This window comes from Halomonas cerina, assembly GCF_014192215.1.
Lineage (GTDB): Bacteria > Pseudomonadota > Gammaproteobacteria > Pseudomonadales > Halomonadaceae > Halomonas > Halomonas cerina.
The window spans coordinates 32,886-52,743 of the sequence record NZ_JACHXP010000018.1 but is presented as its reverse complement, the minus strand read 5'-3'; the positions used below and the strand labels follow the sequence as shown (position 1 = coordinate 52,743).

Annotated in this window: 14 protein-coding genes; all 14 read left to right on the top strand. The window is 65.8% G+C overall.

Features of this window, described 5'->3' with window-relative positions:
• Positions 1–4 precede the first annotated feature (4 nt).
• Positions 5–814, top strand: a complete 810-nt coding sequence (locus FHR94_RS15610) for a hypothetical protein (RefSeq protein WP_183326960.1) — start codon at positions 5–7, stop codon at positions 812–814.
• Positions 815–1,674: 860 nt separating this feature from the next.
• Positions 1,675–2,808 carry a Pvc16 family protein gene (locus FHR94_RS15605; RefSeq protein WP_183326958.1) on the top strand — a complete coding sequence of 378 codons (1,134 nt, stop codon included), beginning with the start codon at positions 1,675–1,677 and terminating at the stop codon, positions 2,806–2,808.
• The gene (locus FHR94_RS15600) at positions 2,805–4,928 is read left to right on the top strand and encodes an AAA family ATPase (RefSeq protein WP_183326956.1); all 2,124 of its coding nucleotides are present in this window, start codon (positions 2,805–2,807) and stop codon (positions 4,926–4,928) included. Before FHR94_RS15605 ends, FHR94_RS15600 begins: the two co-directional genes overlap by 4 nt.
• Positions 4,925–5,191 (top strand): hypothetical protein, encoded by a 267-nt coding sequence (locus FHR94_RS15595; protein ID WP_183326954.1) that lies wholly within the window; start codon positions 4,925–4,927, stop codon positions 5,189–5,191. The genes FHR94_RS15600 and FHR94_RS15595 overlap by 4 nt, the downstream gene beginning before the upstream one ends.
• Positions 5,191–5,892 (top strand): hypothetical protein, encoded by a 702-nt coding sequence (locus tag FHR94_RS15590; protein ID WP_183326952.1) that lies wholly within the window; start codon positions 5,191–5,193, stop codon positions 5,890–5,892. The genes FHR94_RS15595 and FHR94_RS15590 overlap by 1 nt, the downstream gene beginning before the upstream one ends.
• Positions 5,893–5,912: 20 nt before the next feature.
• Positions 5,913–6,185 carry a hypothetical protein gene (locus FHR94_RS15585; RefSeq protein WP_183326950.1) on the top strand — a complete coding sequence of 91 codons (273 nt, stop codon included), beginning with the start codon at positions 5,913–5,915 and terminating at the stop codon, positions 6,183–6,185.
• A 1-nt stretch (position 6,186) separates the two neighbouring features.
• On the top strand, positions 6,187–7,302 hold the full coding sequence (locus FHR94_RS15580; protein ID WP_183326948.1) for a hypothetical protein: 1,116 nt from the start codon (positions 6,187–6,189) through the stop codon (positions 7,300–7,302).
• Positions 7,302–8,021, top strand: a complete 720-nt coding sequence (locus FHR94_RS15575; RefSeq protein WP_183326946.1) for a phage baseplate assembly protein V — start codon at positions 7,302–7,304, stop codon at positions 8,019–8,021. Before FHR94_RS15580 ends, FHR94_RS15575 begins: the two co-directional genes overlap by 1 nt.
• Positions 8,022–8,026: 5 nt before the next feature.
• Positions 8,027–8,392 (top strand): hypothetical protein, encoded by a 366-nt coding sequence (locus tag FHR94_RS15570; RefSeq protein ID WP_183326944.1) that lies wholly within the window; start codon positions 8,027–8,029, stop codon positions 8,390–8,392.
• Positions 8,389–8,757, top strand: coding sequence for a GPW/gp25 family protein (locus FHR94_RS15565; RefSeq protein ID WP_183326942.1), 369 nt, complete (start codon positions 8,389–8,391; stop codon positions 8,755–8,757). Before FHR94_RS15570 ends, FHR94_RS15565 begins: the two co-directional genes overlap by 4 nt.
• 18 nt (positions 8,758–8,775) lie before the next feature.
• Complete coding sequence (locus tag FHR94_RS15560; protein ID WP_183326940.1) at positions 8,776–11,295, top strand: baseplate J/gp47 family protein; 2,520 nt, start codon at positions 8,776–8,778, stop codon at positions 11,293–11,295.
• Complete coding sequence (locus FHR94_RS15555) at positions 11,292–13,961, top strand: baseplate J/gp47 family protein (RefSeq protein ID WP_183326938.1); 2,670 nt, start codon at positions 11,292–11,294, stop codon at positions 13,959–13,961. Before FHR94_RS15560 ends, FHR94_RS15555 begins: the two co-directional genes overlap by 4 nt.
• Entirely contained in the window at positions 13,958–16,300 is a 2,343-nt protein-coding gene (locus FHR94_RS15550) for a hypothetical protein (RefSeq protein WP_183326936.1), read from the top strand. Before FHR94_RS15555 ends, FHR94_RS15550 begins: the two co-directional genes overlap by 4 nt.
• Before the next feature lie 23 nt (positions 16,301–16,323).
• Complete coding sequence (locus FHR94_RS15545) at positions 16,324–19,851, top strand: DUF6519 domain-containing protein (RefSeq protein WP_183326934.1); 3,528 nt, start codon at positions 16,324–16,326, stop codon at positions 19,849–19,851.
• Positions 19,852–19,858: the final 7 nt, after the last annotated feature.

The following is a 19,858-nucleotide window of genomic DNA, read 5'->3' as shown; positions in this document are numbered from 1 at the left end:
GACCATGAGCGCAACGCCTGCTCTGCACTGGTTCTGTGGCGGCAACCCCGTCTGGGCATTGCCTTACGGGGAAGCACCCGCCGACCTATTCCTGTCCCTGGACAGCGACGCACGGCCTTGGGTGGTGACTCGTCTGTTGGGCCAGTACCTGCGGGACGGCGACGGCCAGACACTGAGCAGTGAGACGCTATGGTCGTGGAATCTCACTCGCCGGCTTCAGGGCCTGCTCGGCGTGACGGCCGCCAGCCTGGACCGCCACCAAGTGGTGGAGGCGCGTTGCGGTAACGCCGATTGCGGCGAGGGCTTGGACCTGGAGCTGGACCTGGCGGATTTTTGCTGCCTGGAGGCTCCGGCCACCATCGACTTCGAGACCCGCGACGGCCAAGTGGTCCGACTGCGTGTGCCTACCGGCACCGATCAGTTGGGTTGGCTCGAGCACTGGTCGTTCCAGCTCCCGGAGTGGTCGGACTTGGTGGCCACGCTGGTGGAAACCGTAAACGAGGCACCACCGGCGCCGTCATGGCGGCCGGAACCGGATTGGCTTGAAGCCTTGAGCGCCGCCCTGGCTGAGGCGGACCCGCTCACCGACCTGGCGCTGGAGACGGACTGCATCGAGTGTGGACAGGCCACCACCGTGGCCCTGGACCTGGAGGGCTACGTGCTGGAGCGGCTGCGCCATCGACAGGCGCACCTGTTCGATCAGGTTCACGCCATTGCCAGCACCTATCACTGGAGCGAGGCGGAAATCATGAGCCTACCGGCCGAACGCCGTCACGCTTATTTGCGGCGTGTGGATGGGGAGGAAAGCTGGTGAACCGTTACTTCCAACAACTGGCCCGCCGTAGCGGTCTCCTGCACGGCCCGGGACGGGCGCTGCGCACGCCGACTATGGAACAGCACCTGGAACGGGCCGCACCACCACCATCGGCAGCGCCGCCCAGTGTAACGGTGAAAGCCCCAGCGCCCTCGATGGCCGCATCCGCGGCGCCGGAAGCGCGACGGAGTGTCTTGACAGCCCCCCGCAACGAGCCTGCCCCTTCCGCGAGTTCACGGGTTTCAGAGGCGGAGCAGGCGCCGCCTCTGGTCATCCACCGGCTCGTGCCGGCGACGCCTGCCAATGTCGCCGAACCGCATCGACCGCTGCCTCACAAGATCAAAATCCAGGCCCGGGAAAACCGTCCGCAGCAACTCCGCTCAGCGCCGGAGGCTGAACGCACGGCACTTCGGCGCTCTCCACCGTTGCCCGAACAACGTCCGCTGTCGTCCGTACAGGTGGAAACTGTCGCCGTGGGCCCGGAGTCGGCCCTGCGACAACGGCCACGTCCCCAGCGGGCTGAAGCGGAGCCATCGTCGGTGAAGCACCGACAGCCACCTGAACCGGTACTGGAGCGTGCGCAGACATGGGGGGAGCCGGTCGGACCGGACGAGGCTGAGACCGGACGGCGTCGCCGCCACGCCAGTCCGCCGCAGGATGGCGTATCGGCTCAAGGACGCGACCGCCAACCCGATCAACCAGCCACGCGGCGAGATAGCGTGGCGGTCCATATCGGCCGGGTGGTGGTGGACGTACATCAGCCGGCGAAGCCGCCCAAGTCGGCACGTCCCGCGGAAAGCGGGTGGGCGTCCGCCGGTGTCGAGCTGCACAGACATTACCTGAAGGGATGGTAGGCCGCCATGTCGCTCAGTGATAGCCGCAGAGCCGTGGGACGCGTCGGGGAGTTGCTCAAGAGCCAGCTTGCCGCGCGTACGTCTGTCGGTTCCGTGGACGTGGGCCGACCGGAGGCGGCCAAGAACACCGCCGGACCCAAGTTCAATCTCTTCCTCTACCAAGTGGACTTGGACAGCCACCTGCGCAACGAGCCGCTGGACGAGGGCCAGTCAGTGCCGTTGTGGCTGGTGCTGCGGTATTTGCTGACCGCCTATGACGACGGCAAGGAGAGCGATTCTACGCTGGCCCATGAACTGCTGGGCGAGGGCATGCTGGCCCTACAGGAGCTGAACTACTTGCAGCCCCCGGCCACCGAGGTGGCCTTGGTGGACAACCCGGAGCCCTTGAAACTGAGCTTCGACACCGGCGACTCGGAACTCCTGTCCAAGCTGATGCAGGGCACCGACGAGAAGTACCGGTTATCGGTACCGTTCCAGGTGCGACCGGTGATGGTCTTCTCCATGGAGCCCCCGGGCTATGCCCCGCTGGTGACCTCTATCGGTGCCGATGATAACGGGCCGACCGTGTTACCGACCTTGGGACCCGTGCTCACGAGCGTGGAGCCGGAGGTCTTCGCGGCCGGTGACGCCTTCGAAGTATTGGGCCAGGACCTCACCGGCGAGATGGATGAGATCTGCCTGGGCAATACCTGCTTCGGTATCACCGCCGCGCCCGCCGGTCGCTTGCGCACGACATTACCGCTGGCCCCGGGCCTGTCAGCGGGCAGTCACACCATCACTGCCGTTCGAACCCTGCCGGGCGGACGGCGCATGCACAGCAATGCCGTGCTGGGTCATCTCTTACCCACCGTGACCGATGCCAGTCCGGTCACGCCGCTCACCCCCGAGGGCGGCGGCGAGCTCAGTGGCGATCTGACTATCACCGGGCGTCTGTTGGGTGGGCCTGACGACGAAATTTTCGTCGCGTTCTACGGCGCCGACGGCGTGGCAACGATGGTGGAGGGCACCGGCACGACCGCGCAGACGAACCTCACGGTCTCGGTTTCCGCGGAACAAGCGCTGCCCGCCGGGCCCTATCGGATTCTGCTGCGTGTCAACGGCGAGCAAGCGGTCAACAGCCCGGAGGTGGATTGGTCATGAGCGCGACAGCAGATCCACTGCATCCGGCGGCCCGGATTACGCCGGAGCTGCAACCGGCAGATCCGTTGCTGGCCCATTGGCTCGGGCAGGCCAGCCTGCGGTTGCGTCGGGAGATCTGCTGGTGCTGGTTCCAGCGCAGCGGGCGGGAGGAGACCGGCTCGGGCACACTGCCGCCGGTCACCGACCCGGCGGCGGAGGGGTTGGACCTGGTGCGCTACGACGGCCAGAAACGGGTGTTTTTCCAACAAGACGCCACCGCGCGTTATCTCACCGACTGCCTGGATAACGACGAGCCGGATCCGGCAGGGGCGCCCCGGGGCGGTTTCACTGAGTTGGTCAGGGGCCTGGCATTGCCGGAGGCCGACCGTTTCGTTCTGGCCCTGGCGATGTTGGGACGTCTGGATGCCGCCGTGGGACCGGTGATCAGCGCTTGTATGAACGACCTGAGCCGGCCATGGCCGACCCTGGCCCTGGCCCAGCGCCTTTGGGAAGAGCCGCTGGCCGTGACCGCCGTCGCCGACCCCATGCATCCGTTGCGGCGCCACGGGGTGCTGCGACTGGCCGGCGACGACCTGAGCGACTGGCAGTGCCCGCTGCGGGTTCACGCCACCGTGGCCGGAGTGCTGAGCGGGGAGAGCGAAGGTCTGCCCGCCGGGCTCGTGCCCGTTCCGGCCGGTGGATTCGCCGAGCTTGATACCGACACGACCCTGCTGGCCGATCGTCTGGCGGCGCAGCCACCCGGCGGCCTGCAGGTGATTCCGCTGATCGGTCCCCGGGACAGCGACTTTGACCGGGCGGCGGCCAATGTGTCCGCCCAACTGGACGCCCCGCTGGCCACCTTCGCCGAGACGGCGATGCCGGCGGGAGAGAGCGTGTTCGCGGCCGCCACCGTTTGTTGGCTGTTGGGCCACGACCTGCTGCTGCCGGAGGGCTGGGAGCAGCGTTTCGACAGCCAGACAGTGAACGGGCTGATGGCTTTGCCCCTGCGCTGTTATGCCCCGTCGGAAGACCGCAAGCCACTGGCGAATATCCCTTCGGGGCATCTGTTACCGGCCCTGACGTTAGCCACTCCCGGTTACGAGCAACGTCGCGGCCTGTTGCTGGACGGCCTGGGCGATCGGGCAGCGGCGCTGGGCGAGGCCGTGGATGAATGCGCCCGACGCTTTCGGCTGGCGCCCAAGGCCTTCCGGCGGGCCATTCGGGGGTTGGCGTACCGTCGAGAGTTGGATGGCAACGTACTCGCTGAGGCCTGTCGCCAGGAAGCTGTTCTGTTCCTGGGGGAACTGGCCCAACCGGTGACTCCCCGTTTTGCCGAAGAAGAGCTGGTGCTTCCCGATGCCCAGTGGGAACAGTACCGGGAGATCATCGCCGCCATGCGGGCGTTGACGGCGGTTCACTACCAGTGGGGCGCGGCGCAGGCCTGGAACGACGCCGGTCTGTCCGTGATGTTCGCTGGCCCGCCCGGCACCGGCAAGACCATGGCCGCGGAAGCCTTGGCGCGGGCGCTGGATCTGCCCATGTTTCGGGTGGACCTGTCCCAGATCGTGAATAAATACGTGGGCGAGACGGAGAAAAATCTCAAGCGGGTCTTCGACGCCGCCGAATCCAGTGACTGCCTGATGTTCTTCGACGAGTGCGATGCCCTGTTCGGGAAGCGCACCGACGTCCGCGATGCCCACGATCGCTTCGCCAATATCGAGATCAGCTATCTGCTGGAGCGTATGGAGCGGTTTAAAGGGCTGGCCGTTCTGGCCACCAATCGCCGTCGGGATCTAGATGAGGCGTTCATGCGCCGGCTGCGCTATATCGTCGAGTTCCCCATGCCCGGCGAGGCCGAGCGTGAGCGCATCTGGCGGCAAAGCTTCCCACCCAGGGTGGATACCAGCGGCCTGGACTTCCGTTATCTCGCCCGGCAATTCCCCTTCGCCGGCGGGCACATCCGCTCCGTGACCCTCAACGCCAGCCTCCAGGCGGCGGCCCGACATGGCGCAAGCGCCCGGCGGGTGGAATTGCCGGAGGTACTGGTGGCGGTCAAACGGGAGCTGGAGAAACTGGGCCGCGCCGCCGGCACGGAACAGTTCGGCCGCTACCGCGAGCTGCTGGAACAGGAGGTGGCATGAGCAACGTGGACCTGCAACTGGAGCGCCTGCAAATCTCCCTCCATGGCGTCAGCGCTGAGGTGGCGGAAAGCGCTATGACGGGGCTGGACGAGGAATTGCGGCGTCGGCTCGGCGGGCTCTCGGCGGCGGATCTGCCGCTGTCCGACCAGGCCGAGCTGGCCTTGGGCGCGATCCACGTCCAGGGCCGGATCGATCCCGCGGCTTTGCGTGGGCTCATCGCCCAGCGCCTGGTGGCCAGCCTGCGGCAGGGAGGGCAGGACTAATGGCGGGCTTTTATCTCAAGGGCGCGTTGGTGGAGTACGGCTCGGACGTACTGGGGCCGTTGCCCAATGTGGTCGTCTTCCAGTTCAACCCGGAGCAGATCTCGCGGACGCTAAACATACCCGGCTCGTCCACGGACACCAGTGGCGAGGAGCGTCAGCAGGAACCCGCCCAGGCGCCCGGCCCGCCCACAGAGAGCTTTTCCATCACGGCGCATTTCTCCGCCGCCGACGATTTAGGCGAACACGATGCCAGTTCCGCCATCCCGCGGGTTTTTGGCGTCGGTCCGCAACTGGCCGCCCTGGAGAAGATGGTCTATCCGGAGGGCGGCCTGATCAGCGGTGCCATCGGCGCGGCCGTGGATGCCGTGGGCAATGCCCTGGACAGTGGCGGGGACGGGAAAGCGTCCACACGCACGGTCCCCCGGGAGCAACTACCCCGGATTCTGTTCATTTGGGGGCCAAGCCGGGTGTTGCCGGTGGAGGTGCGCTCCATGTCCATCACCGAACAGAAGTTCGACCCCTTGCTCAACGCCGTGCAGGTGGAAGTGCAGATCGGTCTGGCGGTGGCCAGTTTCCCCGCGGGTTCCGACGACGTTGTCGGCCAGGGCGCGCTGAAATACACCCAGACCATCAAGGACGCCCAAGCGGCGCTGAACCTCACCAAGGCCATTGAAGAGGCCGTGGACATTATCCCGTTCTAACCGATTGGAGAGGGTACGGCATGTTTACGAAGAATTCGCGCTACTACGGGATCGAGACGGTGACCGGCCGGGACCCCAACGGCAAAGAGATCCGGGCGGCCAAGCTGCGCCGTCTGCCGGCGACCAATGGGCGGTCATTGACCGTGCACGACGGCGATCAGCTCGATGTCATGAGTAAGCGCCTCTATCGCGACGGCACTCGCTACTGGCACATCGCCGACGCCAACACCGAGTTGGAGGCAAAAAGCCTTGTGAGTGAGGCCAACCGGGATATCGAGGTGCCGGAGCGCTGATATGGCCGCCGAATTTCGTGTTTTTCTCAACGACGAACCTGCGGAGGAACAGACCCTGAATCTGTTCAGTCAGGTGCGGGTGGATCAGGCCATGGGCATGGCTTGGGAGGCGGAGCTTCATATGCCCGTGGGCCTGGACGATAACGGCAACTGGTCGGGAATCGATGAAGCCTTCGCGCAGCCGCTCGCCCGCGTTCGAGTGGAGGCCCAGGTGGGCGAGGGTGAATTCGTACCCCTGATCGACGGCCCCGTGGTGGGGCAGCGCTTCGAACTCTCCGGCTCGCCCAATCGCAGCAACCTGGTGCTCGTGGTCCACGACGACAGCGTCAAACTCAATCGGGATGAGACCGTCCAGGTGTTTGAGGACATGGCCGCCAGCGATATCGCCTCTAATCTGTTCAGCGATAGCGGCCTGTTCTCAATCGTGGACAACGTCGATAAACCAGCGGGGGACCTGGGGCGTTATATCGTTCAACGCGGCACACCTATGGCGCTCCTCCGCGAGCTGGCGCGACGCCACGGTATGTGGGTTTATGTGCGGCCGGGGGACGCAGCCGGGAAGGCGGGTGTTGGCGTGTTCCAGCGGCCGAGTCTCGGTGAGCCTGACCTGCCGGAGATCCTGATCGTCGGAGCGCAGCGCAACTGCAATCAGTTCAGTGCGCGTTTCGACGCCCTGCGTCCGGCCACGGCCCGCGCCGACAGCGTCGGGATCATGGATGTGGGCCAGCGGACCCAAGAAGCCGAAGACAGTGTGCTTAAAAGCCTCGGCGACAAGGCTGCCCATGAGTTGGTGGAACCGGGCCGTACCCTGTTAGCCCGGACCCGGGAGACGGACGACGACCTGGGCAATGCCACCCAGGCCGCCGTAGATCATTCCGCCTGGGCCTATACCGCCCACGGCGAGGTTCGGGCCGGTACCTACGGCGGGGTGATGGCCCCGTACCAGACCGTCAACGTGGCCGGGGCCGGTGGCTACCTAGGCGGGACCTATCTCATCAGCCAGGTGACCCACAATCTGGATGATTCCGGCTACCGGCAACAATTCGTACTGCGACGCAACGCCCGCGCCGACGCCACCGGCAGTGGGGCCAGCAGCATTCCCGGAGGGATCTTCTGATGGAAGGTGGTGTGGAGCGATTGGTCGCGGAGCTGGCCGAGCAGGTGCGCGGGCGCTTCTACGGCAAGTACCGCGGCATCGTCAAAGAGGTGGATGACGGCGACAAACAGCTGGGCCGTATCAAGGCGCTGGTGCCGGAGGTGCTCGGCGACGAGGTCAGTCCCTGGGCGTTGCCCTGTGCGCCTTTCGCCGGTGACGGCATGGGTCAGTTTACCCTGCCGCCCAAGGAAGCGGGCGTGTGGATCGAGTTCGAGGCCGGCGATCCGGCCCGGCCCATCTGGAACGGTGGCTGGTGGGGGCGCAACCAGACGCCCAAGAACGAAAACGGCAAGCAGGCCAAACCCGGGATCAAGGTGATCCGCAGCGAGAAGGGGATGATGGTGAGCATGGACGACGATGCCCAGACCGTCAGCCTCAGCGATGAGAAGGGCAAGAACATCCTCACCATCGAGGTCCAGGGCGGCAAGATTACCGTCAAGGGTGCCACCAAGGCGGTGGTGGAAGCCCCGCAGATCGAGCTGGTGGAAAACGCCACCCATCCGGTGGTCTTCGGCGACGAGCTGATGAACTACCTCAACCAGATCGTGCAGCTCTACCAGAGCCACACCCATCCCGGCGAAATGGCGCTGGGGGTGTTCCCGGTGACCCCGGCACCGCCGGTGCCGCCGCTGACACCACCGCCGCCGACGTTGATTTCCAAGAAAGTGAAGAGCGGATAGCAGTCATGACATTGAAACCCGGAACCGTCGCCGATTTTGCCGACAGCATGGCCAAGGCCATGGAGGAAGCCTTCGAAGTGGAGTGGCAGGCCGTCAAAGGTGTTGCTTTGCCCGAGGAAGGACGGCAGGACCGGCGCCTGTTGATGGCCGCCATTGCCCAGGGCGTCGTGCGCCACTTCAGGGACCACGCCGAGGAGGCTTTCCAGATCGCCGTGGAAACCACCCAGACCGGAGCGAACGTCACCAGCAGCGGCCATGTGACCGGGACCAGCAATGTCGACGTCACCCAGGACAGCGGCACGACCAACCGGGTGACGAGCGAGGGCACGGCCACCGTGACGGCCGTCGATACCGAGGGCTTGCACCCGTGAGCGGACGGCATCTGGCATTCCCGTTCCGCATTGGTGGCGACGGCCGGACACGGACGCCGGACGGCCTGGACGAGCACGTCAAAGGCGAGCTCATCCAGCTGCTGTTGACCAACCCCGGCGAGCGCCCGTTTCTACCGGATTTCGGTGGCGGTGTGCGCCGGCTGGTCTTCGAGAACAACAGTGACGTCACCGCCGGCGTGGCCAAAGCCACCATCAGCCAGGCCATCAGCCACTGGCTGAGCGCGCGCCTGGAACTGACGGCCCTGGAGGTGGAGAACGACGGCGCCACGCTACGGGTGGGCGTGCAATACAAGTTGCTGGCCAGCGGGGAAGAAAAGGCCCTGCGCTTCGAGCACCAACTGTAAAGGAACAGCGAGATCGGAATGGAAAACCACCGCAGAATCGACCCAGAAGTCCTGCGCCACCGTGCCGAGAATCTCGGTAGCGGCTTGAACGGCCTGCGTCTGGTGTTTGTCGACCTGCTTCCCGCGGGCGCACCGGTCGAGGCTAGGCTGCGCCTGGAGTTTTTCAACACCAACAAGCTCGCCGACATCGTCACCGACGTCCAGAACGACATACTGGCGCCCCACGAGGTGTTCACCATCACCGGCGGTAGCCGGCTGAAGGGCGGGGACAAACCGGGCAATGTTCGCGTCACCGATGTCCAAGCCCATACCAGCGACACCCTGGAGCTGACTGTCGCGCCCATCGGCGATTACTCCACCTATACCCTGACGGCCTACTACGAGGACGCCGGCTCGCCGGTCATCGACCCGCTGTTGGCCAGTGTCGAGTTCAAGTTCCGGCCCGGCTGCTTCAACCTCAACTGCGCACCCGACTGGGAGGCGCCGGAGCCACCCGGCGAGCAGCCGGACATCGATTACCTGGCCCGGGATTTTCATTCGTTCAAACACAACCTGATCAACGCCATGCGCGACCGGGTGCCTGGCTGGGCGCCCACCAGCGAGACGGACCTGGACCAGGTGATTATCGACCTGTTGGCCGCCGACGGCGACGAGCTGGCCGACTATCAGGACCGGGTGATGAATGAGGCCTATCTGGGACGTGCCCGCAAGCGGGTCTCCCTGGCCCGTCACGCCCGGCTCATGGACTACCACATCCACCAGGGCAATCAGGCCAGCACGTATCTGGTGGCCGAAGTCAGCGCCGATGTGACTGTGCCGGCCCGCTTCGGTGTCTGGAGCGGAGAAGCCTGGGACCACGACCGCTCGGTGGTGTTCATCACCCAGGACGCCAAGCCCTGTCATCCCGAACTCAATCCATTGCAGCTTTATACCTGGGACGGGGCCGTGATCGCCCTGGATACCGGCGCGATCCAGGCCGATCTGGCCCTGCCGGCACCGCTCAACCCGGCAGTGAAAGCGGATGCCCAGGTACTCGCCGACCTGCTGCAAGCGGATCACGTACAGGCCCTGATCCTTGAACAAGCCCTCAATCCGGAGACCGGCACCGTCAACGGTGTCGATAAGCAGGCCCGGCAGCTGCTGCGGCTGCGCGAGGGCGATGCTGCCGCCCGGGTGGTGGCCGACCCGGTGGCCGGCGTCTGGTTCGTGCGGGTGTTCTGGCGGGAAGAGGACGCCCTTAAACAGCGTTATTGTTTCGTCACGGACTGCCCGGGTCAGCCCCCCATCGAGACCGTGAGCCTGTTCCGGGGCAATGTGCTGCAGGCCAGCCACGGCCGGCCCTACAACACCACGTTCCGCCCGCCGGGGCAGGCGCTGGGTTTCACCAAGGCGAATCAGTTCGAATACGAGGACGAGGCCTACTACGAAGTCACCCCTTGGGGGGCGCTGTGTACGTTGCCCAACGGGCCGCTTGCCTACCGCGCGACCCAGCCGGGGGGCGACGTGCCCCCAAGGACTACGCTGTCCATCGACAACGGCGGCATGCTGGTGACCGCAGTCAGCGTGGATGGCGCCGCCTGGGGCGAGCGTATCGACCTCATCGAGAGCGACGGCGGCGACGCCCACTACATGGTCGAGACCGACGAACTGGGCGCCAGCCGCCTGCGCTTCGGTTCCAACGGCAACGGCCGTGAGCTGCCCGAGGATGCAGTCGTGGAATGCCGTTATCAGGTCGGCCGGGGAAGCGAGGGCAATGTGGGCCCGGACAGCCTGACCGGTTTCGACGCGGGGGCGTTGGCGTTGCTGCAGTCCCTGCGCAATCCCTTCGACGTCACCGACGGCCGCGACCCGGAGCCGGCGGAGGAAATCATCCGCCGGGCCCCGGAGGCCTACCGCGCCCGCCAGTTGCGGGCGGTCACCCTGGAGGACTACGTGGACCAGGCCGTGGGGCTGGCAGACGTCTCTCACGCCCAAGCCCGCTATGGCTGGACCGGCAGCTGGCGGACGGTGCGCGTGGCCATCGACCCGGCCGGCACGGACACCTTCACCGAGGACCTGCGCCGGCGGGTCCACCGGCAGCTGGACGCCGTGCGCTTGATCGGCGAGGACCTGGAAATCCGGGGCGCGCAATACGTGGGGCTGGATATCCAGTTGCATCTCTGCGCCCACCCTCAGTACTGGATCGAGGACCTGGCCGCGGAACTGGAGATGCGCTTCTCCGATGGCTACCTGCCGGACGGTTCATTAGCGTTCTTCCATCCTGACCGCTGGACATTCGGCCAGCCACTGCACGCCAGTCAGCTTATCGGCGCCGCCCTGGAGGTTCAGGGCGTGGAGCGGGTCCTGACCGCCAGCCTGCGGCGGCTAGACGCCGGGGCCGGCTCGGGGCCGACCGTGATCATCGATCCCGAAGACATGCCCCTGGCGGAGGTCGAGCACCTACCGGTGGACGACTTCGAGGTCCTGCGGGTCGCCAACGACCCGAGCCATCTGGAGCGCGGCCGCATCACCTTCGACATCCGGGGAGGTCGGCAATGAGTTGCAAGCACGACTGCGAGAAACCGGCTCTGTTCCCGGCGGTCATCGATAATCGGCCGGGCCTGGAGCGCATCGGTTACCGGATCGGCGATTATGCCCGCTACCGGGAGGTGATGCTGGCGGCGTTGAACCAGGCCCCGGCGTTGCGCGGTTGGACCCACCGAGGCGCCGACGATCCGGGCATCGCCCTGTTGGAAGGGGCGGCCGAGGTCGCCGAGGTGCTCACCTTCTACCAGGAGCTATACGCCAACGAGGCCTATCTGCGCACGGCCGATTGGTCTGAGAGCATCACCGATCTGGTGGCGCTGACCGGCTATCGCCCGGCGCCCGGTGTCGGTGGTGAGGCGGTGTTCGCCGTGGCCATAGAGGGTGACAAGCCGGTGACCGTCCCCGCGGGCTTCGGTTTCAAGGCGCCACTGGCCGACGCCGACAGCCCGGCCGAGTTCGAAAGCCTCGAGGTCGTCTCGGCGCACCCGGCGCTTAACCAGTTTCATCTCTATCGGCCGCGAAAACCGGCCACCGACGTGAATGCCGCTCTGTCCCGCCTGGAGCTGACCGCCGTGGACGGCGTCGACGACATGGCCAGCCGCGAGGCAGTGTCCTTCAGCCCGGGGGATCGGCTGATGCTGGTGCCGGATACCAGTCAGTGGGATCGCGGCGGCGGCAGTTACGACGCGGGGGCCCCTCAGCTACGGGCAGAGATTGCCATCGTCAAGGAGACGGAACAGATCCTGAATCGGATCATCGTTCACCTGGAAGGGGCCCTGATCAATGACTACGGCAGTGCGGCGGTGCGCGCCTACAAAATCGATCGCAGTTTCCGGCATTTCGGCCATACCGCGCCGAATACGGTGGGTGAGGTGGACGCCAACGGCGTCTATACGGCGGTGGCCACGGAATTCGACCGCTATATCGCGCAGACCGATTCCAGCGGCGACGACACCGTCTATTCCACACTGGCGCGGCAGGACATCCCATTGGACGCGGAGGTAGACGATTTGGCCGCCGGCACGCCGCTGATCTGTGAGGGCACTACCCATTTCGACGGCCAGTCGACCCCGGTGCCGTTCACGGTGGTACGCAACATCGACTCCATTCGTTCCGACACGCTTACCTGGGGCGGTGTCAGTGGTTCCACGACCGTGGTGGCATTGGATCAGCGGTTGATCGCCAATTTGTCGATCTATAACGAAGAAGCCGACATCCGCAAGCTGCGCTTCCACGAAACGGTCAGCCCCGAGCTGACGTTGAGTGCTCCGGCGGACTGGCATGACGGCGCCTTTCCCGATACCCGGGTCGAGTTTTACGGGACCCATAAGCAAGCACGCGCTTTGGCCGGTCGCGATCTGCTGCTGGCCCACGACGACGGTCGCGTACAGCAACTGTCGGTGGTCAGCGGCAAGGACGATTTCGACTCGGCCGGCCGGGACGCGGTCAATCCCTGGATGTGGCCGGTCACGCTGGATTCGGCACCGCCATTCCCGCGTGAGGACTTCGATGAGCGTGATCCGCGGGTCATGGTCTACGGCAATCTGGTGCCCGCGGACCAGGGCATGACCCAGGACGAAGCGGTGCTGGGCAGTGGCGATGGCCGGCGGCGCTTCCAGACCTTCAAGCTGCCCAAAGGCCCGCTAACCCACTTTATCGACGCCAGTGCCACGCCGGCGGAAGTACCCGAGCTGACGGTCTACGTGGACGGCGTGCGTTGGCAGCGAGTCCCCGTACTGTTCGGTCAGGGGCCAAAGGACCGGGTCTATGTGGTGCGCCACGATGACGAGGGCGATAGCTACATCCAGTTCGGCGACGGCAAGACCGGCGCCCGCCTGCCGTCGGGGCAGGGCAACGTGGTCGCTCTCTGGCGGGTCGGCATCGCCGCCCGGGGACGCCTGGAAGCCGACGCCACTCCCAGCGCCGTAGGCAAGCTCAAGCCCTTGGATGAGGTTTTTTTGCCCGGCACCGTTGTTGTTGGGGGCGAGCCCGAATCCGCCGAGTCGGCCCGGGAGAACGCGCCGCCGCGTATGCAGAGCCTGGGCCGGATGGTGGCCCTGGCCGATTACGAGGTAGAGGCCGCGGCGTTGCCCGGCGTGGAGAAGGTGCGGGCCCGCTACGCCGCCCCCGGCAGCAGCCCCCAGGTGCGGGTCGTGGTGCTGACTGCTGGCGGCGAGCCGGCGGAGACCCAGTCGGTGCAGGAGACCCTGAACGCCTATAACCGCTGCCGGGGGCCGGCCCGTTATCCGGTGGTGGTGGTACGCGGCCTGCGGCAATACCTCCACATCGGCCTGACCGTGGGCTTCGACTCGGCGCGTCGACGGGAGGACATGGAAACGGCGGCGCTGGAAGCGCTGGGTGTCACAGTGGTGGACGGTACGGACAATGAGACGGGGTTGTTGGCCCTGGAGCAGCGTCAGTTCGGCGAGGACCTGCACCGCAGCCAGGTGATCGCCGCCGTCCAGCAGGTGGAAGGGGTGCGCTGGGTGCGAGCCGATGCCTTCCAGCCCATCGCCTTGGGCACGCCGCCGGAGACCGATCCGGAGGAATTGCCGGTGCCGCCCGACCACCTGCAGGCAAAAGTGGCCTGTCCCCGGGACCGGGTATTGACCCTTTACCGCGACCACCTTCGGCTGGCTTTTGTCGGTGATGCGGACGCCGGGGAGTGTGACTCATGAGTACACCACGCCAACGCCTTTTCGACCGCTTGCCGGAGATCTACCACATCCGTGACGCCGAACAGCAGCCGCGCGGGCAGCTGGAGGCGTACATGGACGCCCTGGACGGGGTGCTGGCCGGCGTCAGGGACAATATCGAGACGCTGTATCACGACCTGTTTATCGACACCTGCGATGACTGGGTCATCCCCTATATCGCGGATCTGCTGGGCAGTTCCCATCTCGCCGGCGACCCCTGGACGCTGCGGGCGGACGTGGCGCGCACTGTCCACCATCGCCGCCGCAAGGGGACCCTGGGCGCCATCGAGTCGCTCAGCCACGCGCTCAGCGGCTGGGCGGCCCACGCCGTGGAGTTGCGCGGCAACGTGGCCTGGAATCAACATCTCAACCACCAGCGCCCCGATGTCGGCGGTCGGCCACCGCTGGCCTCCACCCCCCTGATGGACCCTGTCCGCCACGGCACCATCACCCTGCGCGATCCGGCCTGGCTGAGCTTTTTCGATGGGCCTTTCGATCCCTTCGCCCACCTGCTCGACATCCGGCCGCCGGAGACCGGCCAGGCGCGGGAGAACTTTCCGACGCTGGGCGTGTTCCTCTGGCGGCTGGAGGACTATCGGGTGCCGGTTTCCCAACCCGGTGTCCTGATCCATGTCCTGCCGGCGGACTCGGGCTTGCCCGTGCACCTGGTGCAGGTCAAGCTCCACCCGCTGGCCGAGCCCATGACATTGTTCAATACTCACCGCTACCGCGCCGACGCCGAGCCGCCGGAGTTGTCCACGGCCGACGAGGTGCCCGGGCCCATGCCGGCGCCGCGGCTGAGCGACGACGCACGCACGGGCAACCCGGACGCCTACCTGAGCGTGGCCCCGTATTCGGGCACGGTGCCGGACGCCCCCGGCAGCGCGGCGGTGGGGCTGACGCTGCATGTGCCGGAGAGCGCCTTGGCCGGGATCGACTGGACCCGGCGGGGCGCGAATCTGTGCGCCTGGCAGGACGGGTTGTCGCCGGCTATCGGTGAGCACGAGGTGGTGGTCGATCCGGAGCACGGCCGGGTGCTTATGGGCGTGCCCAGCAAAATCGAGGCCCAGGCCCTGGTGGAGGGACTGCGCGCCTCGGTCACTCAGGGTTTTTCCGGGCCTACCGGCGCCCAGCCGGTCAGCCGGGGCACCATTCCCGACCAGTGGCAGGCCCTCACGCCCGAGGTCAACAAGATCCGTTTCCACGACGAGCCGGACGGTCTGGCGCTACAGAAGGCGCTAGCCGGTCTGCCGACCAAGCCGGGGCCGTACATCGTCGAGATTCAGGATAGCCGGACCTACGAACTGGATATCACCGCCATCGCCGACAGCGATACCACCGACGGTCCTGCCGCCTTGGCATTGGCCGATTCCCTCTGGATCCGAGCCGCCGACGGTCAGCGGCCAGTGATCCGGCTACAAAAGCCGCTGCGTTTCCGCCCCGCCGAGATTACCGGGTCCGCCGCCCAGGATCTGCTGGAACGCCTGGAAGTGCGACTGGAGGGGGTCTACGTCAGTTGGGACCGAGGCGTCGACGAGGCGGGCGACCCGGTATTCCCCGATGACAGCGCATTGATCGAGCGAGCCGCACTCAACCGGCTCAGTATCGGCGAGACGACGTTGGACCCCGGTGGCAGTCTGGTGCTGGACGGCTCCGAGCACGGTAGCCGTGGCGATATGCGGCGGGCGTTGGCGTTGGGTGCCGACTACGGCTTCATACCCGGCGCCGAGCGGGACGCCTTCGACCAGGTGCCGGAAATCGATCTCAAGCGTAGCATCGCCGGCACGCTGGCCCTGGACGACAATTATGTTCTCTCCCTTACGGACAGCATCGTCGATGCCGGCGCCGGCGTGGCCGACTTGGCGCCGGGGTTGGCCGTACAGGCGGCAACCGGCGATCCGGAGGCCGAATGGGGGCCGCCCACGACAATCTCCGGAGTGACGTTGTTCGGTCGCACCCGGGTATTGCGCATTACCGGCCGAGGCGGGCTGTTCGTGCACCGCCTGCAGGCCCATGACAACCAGGCCGGTTGCCTGAAATTCAGCTATTTTCGCGGTAACGGCGACCGGCTGCCGCCGCATCACGGCTGCGTCTTCGGCGGCGATGCTGCTTTGTCGTTCGTTTCCCATGTCTTTGGCCGTCCCGGCTACGGCCAGCTCCGGTTGCGCAGCGATCGCCGCATCCTGGAGCAAGGGCCGAACCGTGACGCCATGGGCGCGTTCGGCTATCTGCTTAACGCGCACAAATGGAAGAACCTGAGCATCCGTTTCCGTGAGTACATGCCGGTTGGCGTAAGACCCATGCTTATACCGGTGACCTGACGGAAAACCAAAGGAAAGGACCCATGAAAGGGGATCTATCACGATTCGAGTTCCGGCCGGAAGACAACTTTACCGGCACCGTGCACCAACAGGGGCGGGGCCTGCTGGATCAGGACGGCAATGCCGCCACCAGCATCCAGCGTCACCTGCGCGAATTGTTGGGACAGGACACCATTGGCCCGGACGTGGTTGCCGTTCCCGTCCAGGAGGGCGAGTCTTTCAAAGTGGCCCGGGCGGTGGCCGACGGCAGCGAGGTGAAGGTGACCCTCCAACCCGGCCGTGGCTGGGTGGATGGCCTGCATCTGCATTTGCCGGCCCCGGATGCGTTCGAATTGACTGCCGCTTACCTGGGGCCGCCTATCCAGTCGCCGGCGGCCGACCCGGGGACCATCGCCGCCGACGAACGGGACGCGGTGATCCTGGAAGTCTGGGAGGAGAGTTTCAGCGCGTTTCAGGACCCGGCGCTGCTACTGGAGCCGGCGTTGGGTGGGCCGGACACCACCGCCCGGGTGAAATTGCAATACGCGCTGCGGTTGCTGCGCCTGGGACCCGACGATGTCTGCGGTAACCTCGCCGGGATTCTGAGCGACGACTTTGACGCTAAGGGCAAGCTCACGGTGACCCCGTCGGCCACCACGGCCGTTGCCGGGGACTGTCCCGTACAACTGGCGGGCGGCTATACCGGCTTCGAGCACTATCTTTTCCGTATCGAGGTGGCTCGGCCGGACGGCGACGGCAAGGCGCGATTCAAGTGGTCGCGGTTCAATGGCGGTCTGGTCGGGCGGGGCACTTACACCCAGGCGACGGACACCATCCAGGTCACCGCCAACGACCAGGCCATTAATACCGCCGGCCGGGAGGCGTTCTACCTGGAGGCCTTGGCCTATGACGCCGACTACGGCCATTGGCGCCTGGTAATGACCGCGACCCAGACCACGCTGGTGGCCGACGGCCAATTGGAATTACAGGGGACGGTGGACAACCCCGGCGGCGTCAGCGACGGCGACGAACTCTTTTTCCGTCTTTGGGACGGGATCGAGCGGGTCGAGGCCTTCCAGAGCGGCGCCGGGGCGCACCATCCGCTGAGCGACGGTATCGAGCTGGCGTTCGACCCGCCCACGGCGGATAACGGCAACTATACGCCCGGCGATTACTGGACCTTCCCGGTGCGCGCCGCCGGCGCCGAATTCGAGGACCTGCCCTGGCCCAACGATGACCCGCCGGAGGGTGTGCGTTATCACCGCGCGCCGCTGGCCGTGCTGGAATGGGACGGCGGTCCCAACGTCGCCCTGGACGGGCCATCGCGGATTCATGACTGCCGGCGGGTGTTCCAACCGCTGACCCGCCTGGACGATTGCTGCACCTACCGGGTCGGCGATGGCATGGTCAGCCACGGCGACTTCGCCTCCATTCAGGCGGCAGTGGACAGCCTACCCGCCGGCGGCGGCCAGATCTGTGTGCTGCCGGGGCGCTTCGAGGAGAACATCATTGTCCATAAGGCCAACGTGACCATCCGCGGCTGCGGCCACCGCAGTCAGGTGGTCTCGCCGGCACCGGAGACGGGCGATGCTGAGCCGGTATTCCATCTCAAGGGCCCGGGGAGCCTGCGGCTGGAATCCCTGGCCATCGAGGCCCATGAGACCGGGACCGGCGTTCTGGTCGAAGACGCCGAGCGCGATACCGGTCCCTCGTTCGTGACCCTGGACAAGTTGGTCATCCAGGCGGCCACCCGTTGCGGCATTAAGGCGCGGGCCGGCCACCATCTCACCATCCGCGACTGCCGGATCACCATGGCCGACCAGGCCAGTCAGTGGCCGGGAGTATTCGTGGTGGCCGATGACGTGCTCATCGAGCACAACACCATCGACGTGCGCTCCCTCAATGCCGATCAGGTGTCGCTGCCCCACGTGCCTGGCGTGGTTCATGCCACAGCCGGCCGTGGCGGACTGCAAGTAGGCGGTACCTGCGAGCGGGTGCAGGTCATCGATAACCTGATCCAGCACGGTATCGGCAATGGCATTACCCTGGGCAGCGTCGAGGAAGTGGACGTGGACGGCAACGTCGTGGACGCCGATATCGGCTGGGTGGTCGGTGGCACCATCAATTGCGACCCCTGTGCACCCGGCGGCGTGTTCGTACCGCCTGGCGGCGGAGAGGAAGAAGACAGACCCAGCTACGCGTCTGCCGGGACCCTCTACGAGATCCGCTTGGAACGCAACCGCATCCTCGACATGGGCCTGAACGGCATCGGTGTCGTGGCCTTCTTCGACATCGAGCGGCAGCCGGATCTGATCAGCGTCGAGGACCTGGACATCCTCGGCAACACCATCCGTGGTTGCCTGCAGCGAGAACTGCAGGAGATCCCGACCGAACTGAGCGGGCGGGTGGGCTATGGCGGCATCGCGCTGGCCCATGTGGAGTCACTGACGGTGCGGGACAACCACATCGAACGTAACGGCCCCGATGCCGCCGAGCCGGTTTGCGGCGTATTTCTGCTTCAGACGGAAGATGCTGACATCGACCGCAACCGCATCACCGATAACGGCGCACGCACCGCCGAGACCCCGGACAACAGCAAGCGCGGACCCCGGGCCGGTATCTGGATTACCCAGGCCCTGGCGCCCACACAACCGCTGGACAGCGAATTTGGCAACTTCCTGGTCCAGCACGGTATTCCCGCCGCGCGGATCCATAACAACGTGGTCTCCCAGCCGCTGGGGCCGGCGGTGATCATGATGGCGGCTGGCCCGGTCTCCGTGCAAGGCAATCATCTGACTTCCCGCGGCGTGGTGCCCGGCACGGCCAGCGTGGGCTTCATCGCCGCCACGGTGATGATCATGAATATGGGCATGACACCGTTGGTGGGCGGCGCCAAGCTGGGCACGGCACGATTCTATACCGGCCGCGGTGCTTATGGTTATGTGCCCATGGCCTATGGCGCCCAAGCCGTGGGAGGTGACGCCATCGAGGTGGCCCACTCCTCGAGGGAGAGTTCGACGGCCGTCAATGTCGGTAAGACCTTTGTGCGCGGAGATCTGCACTTCTGTAACAATACGGTAGAGTCGGATGGTATCGAGCCCGAGGGTAGCTTCTCGCTCACCTCCGTGCTGTTACTCAGCCTCGATGACGTGGCTTGTAACGACAACCAGTTCACCTGCATGTACCAGCCAGGTCAGGATTTCGCCTTCACAGATTTAATGGCCTTGGGCATGTCCGTGCGCGTGGACGACAACCGATTCAAGGAGGTCTACACGGGCCAGGGCCTGGCCGTGTTGTTCTCGGCTGTGTCCATCGGGCTGTTGATGAACCACACCACCGATAACCAGGCCAACCACTGTCTGTTCGCCCACAACCTGGCCCGTTGGGCCGAGTGTAATTTGGAGGCCGTCGGCTCTGTACCGTTCATGGTCTTCAAGGACAATCTGCAAATGCCCGACCTAATCAGCTGCCAGGTTTGCCGGGTACTGCCCGCTATCCTTAAGGCCTACCTCGGCAACAGCGTCATGTTGGGTGGTAACTTGAATACCCAGCGCGATTTCGTCATCGGCTAAGGGAGCA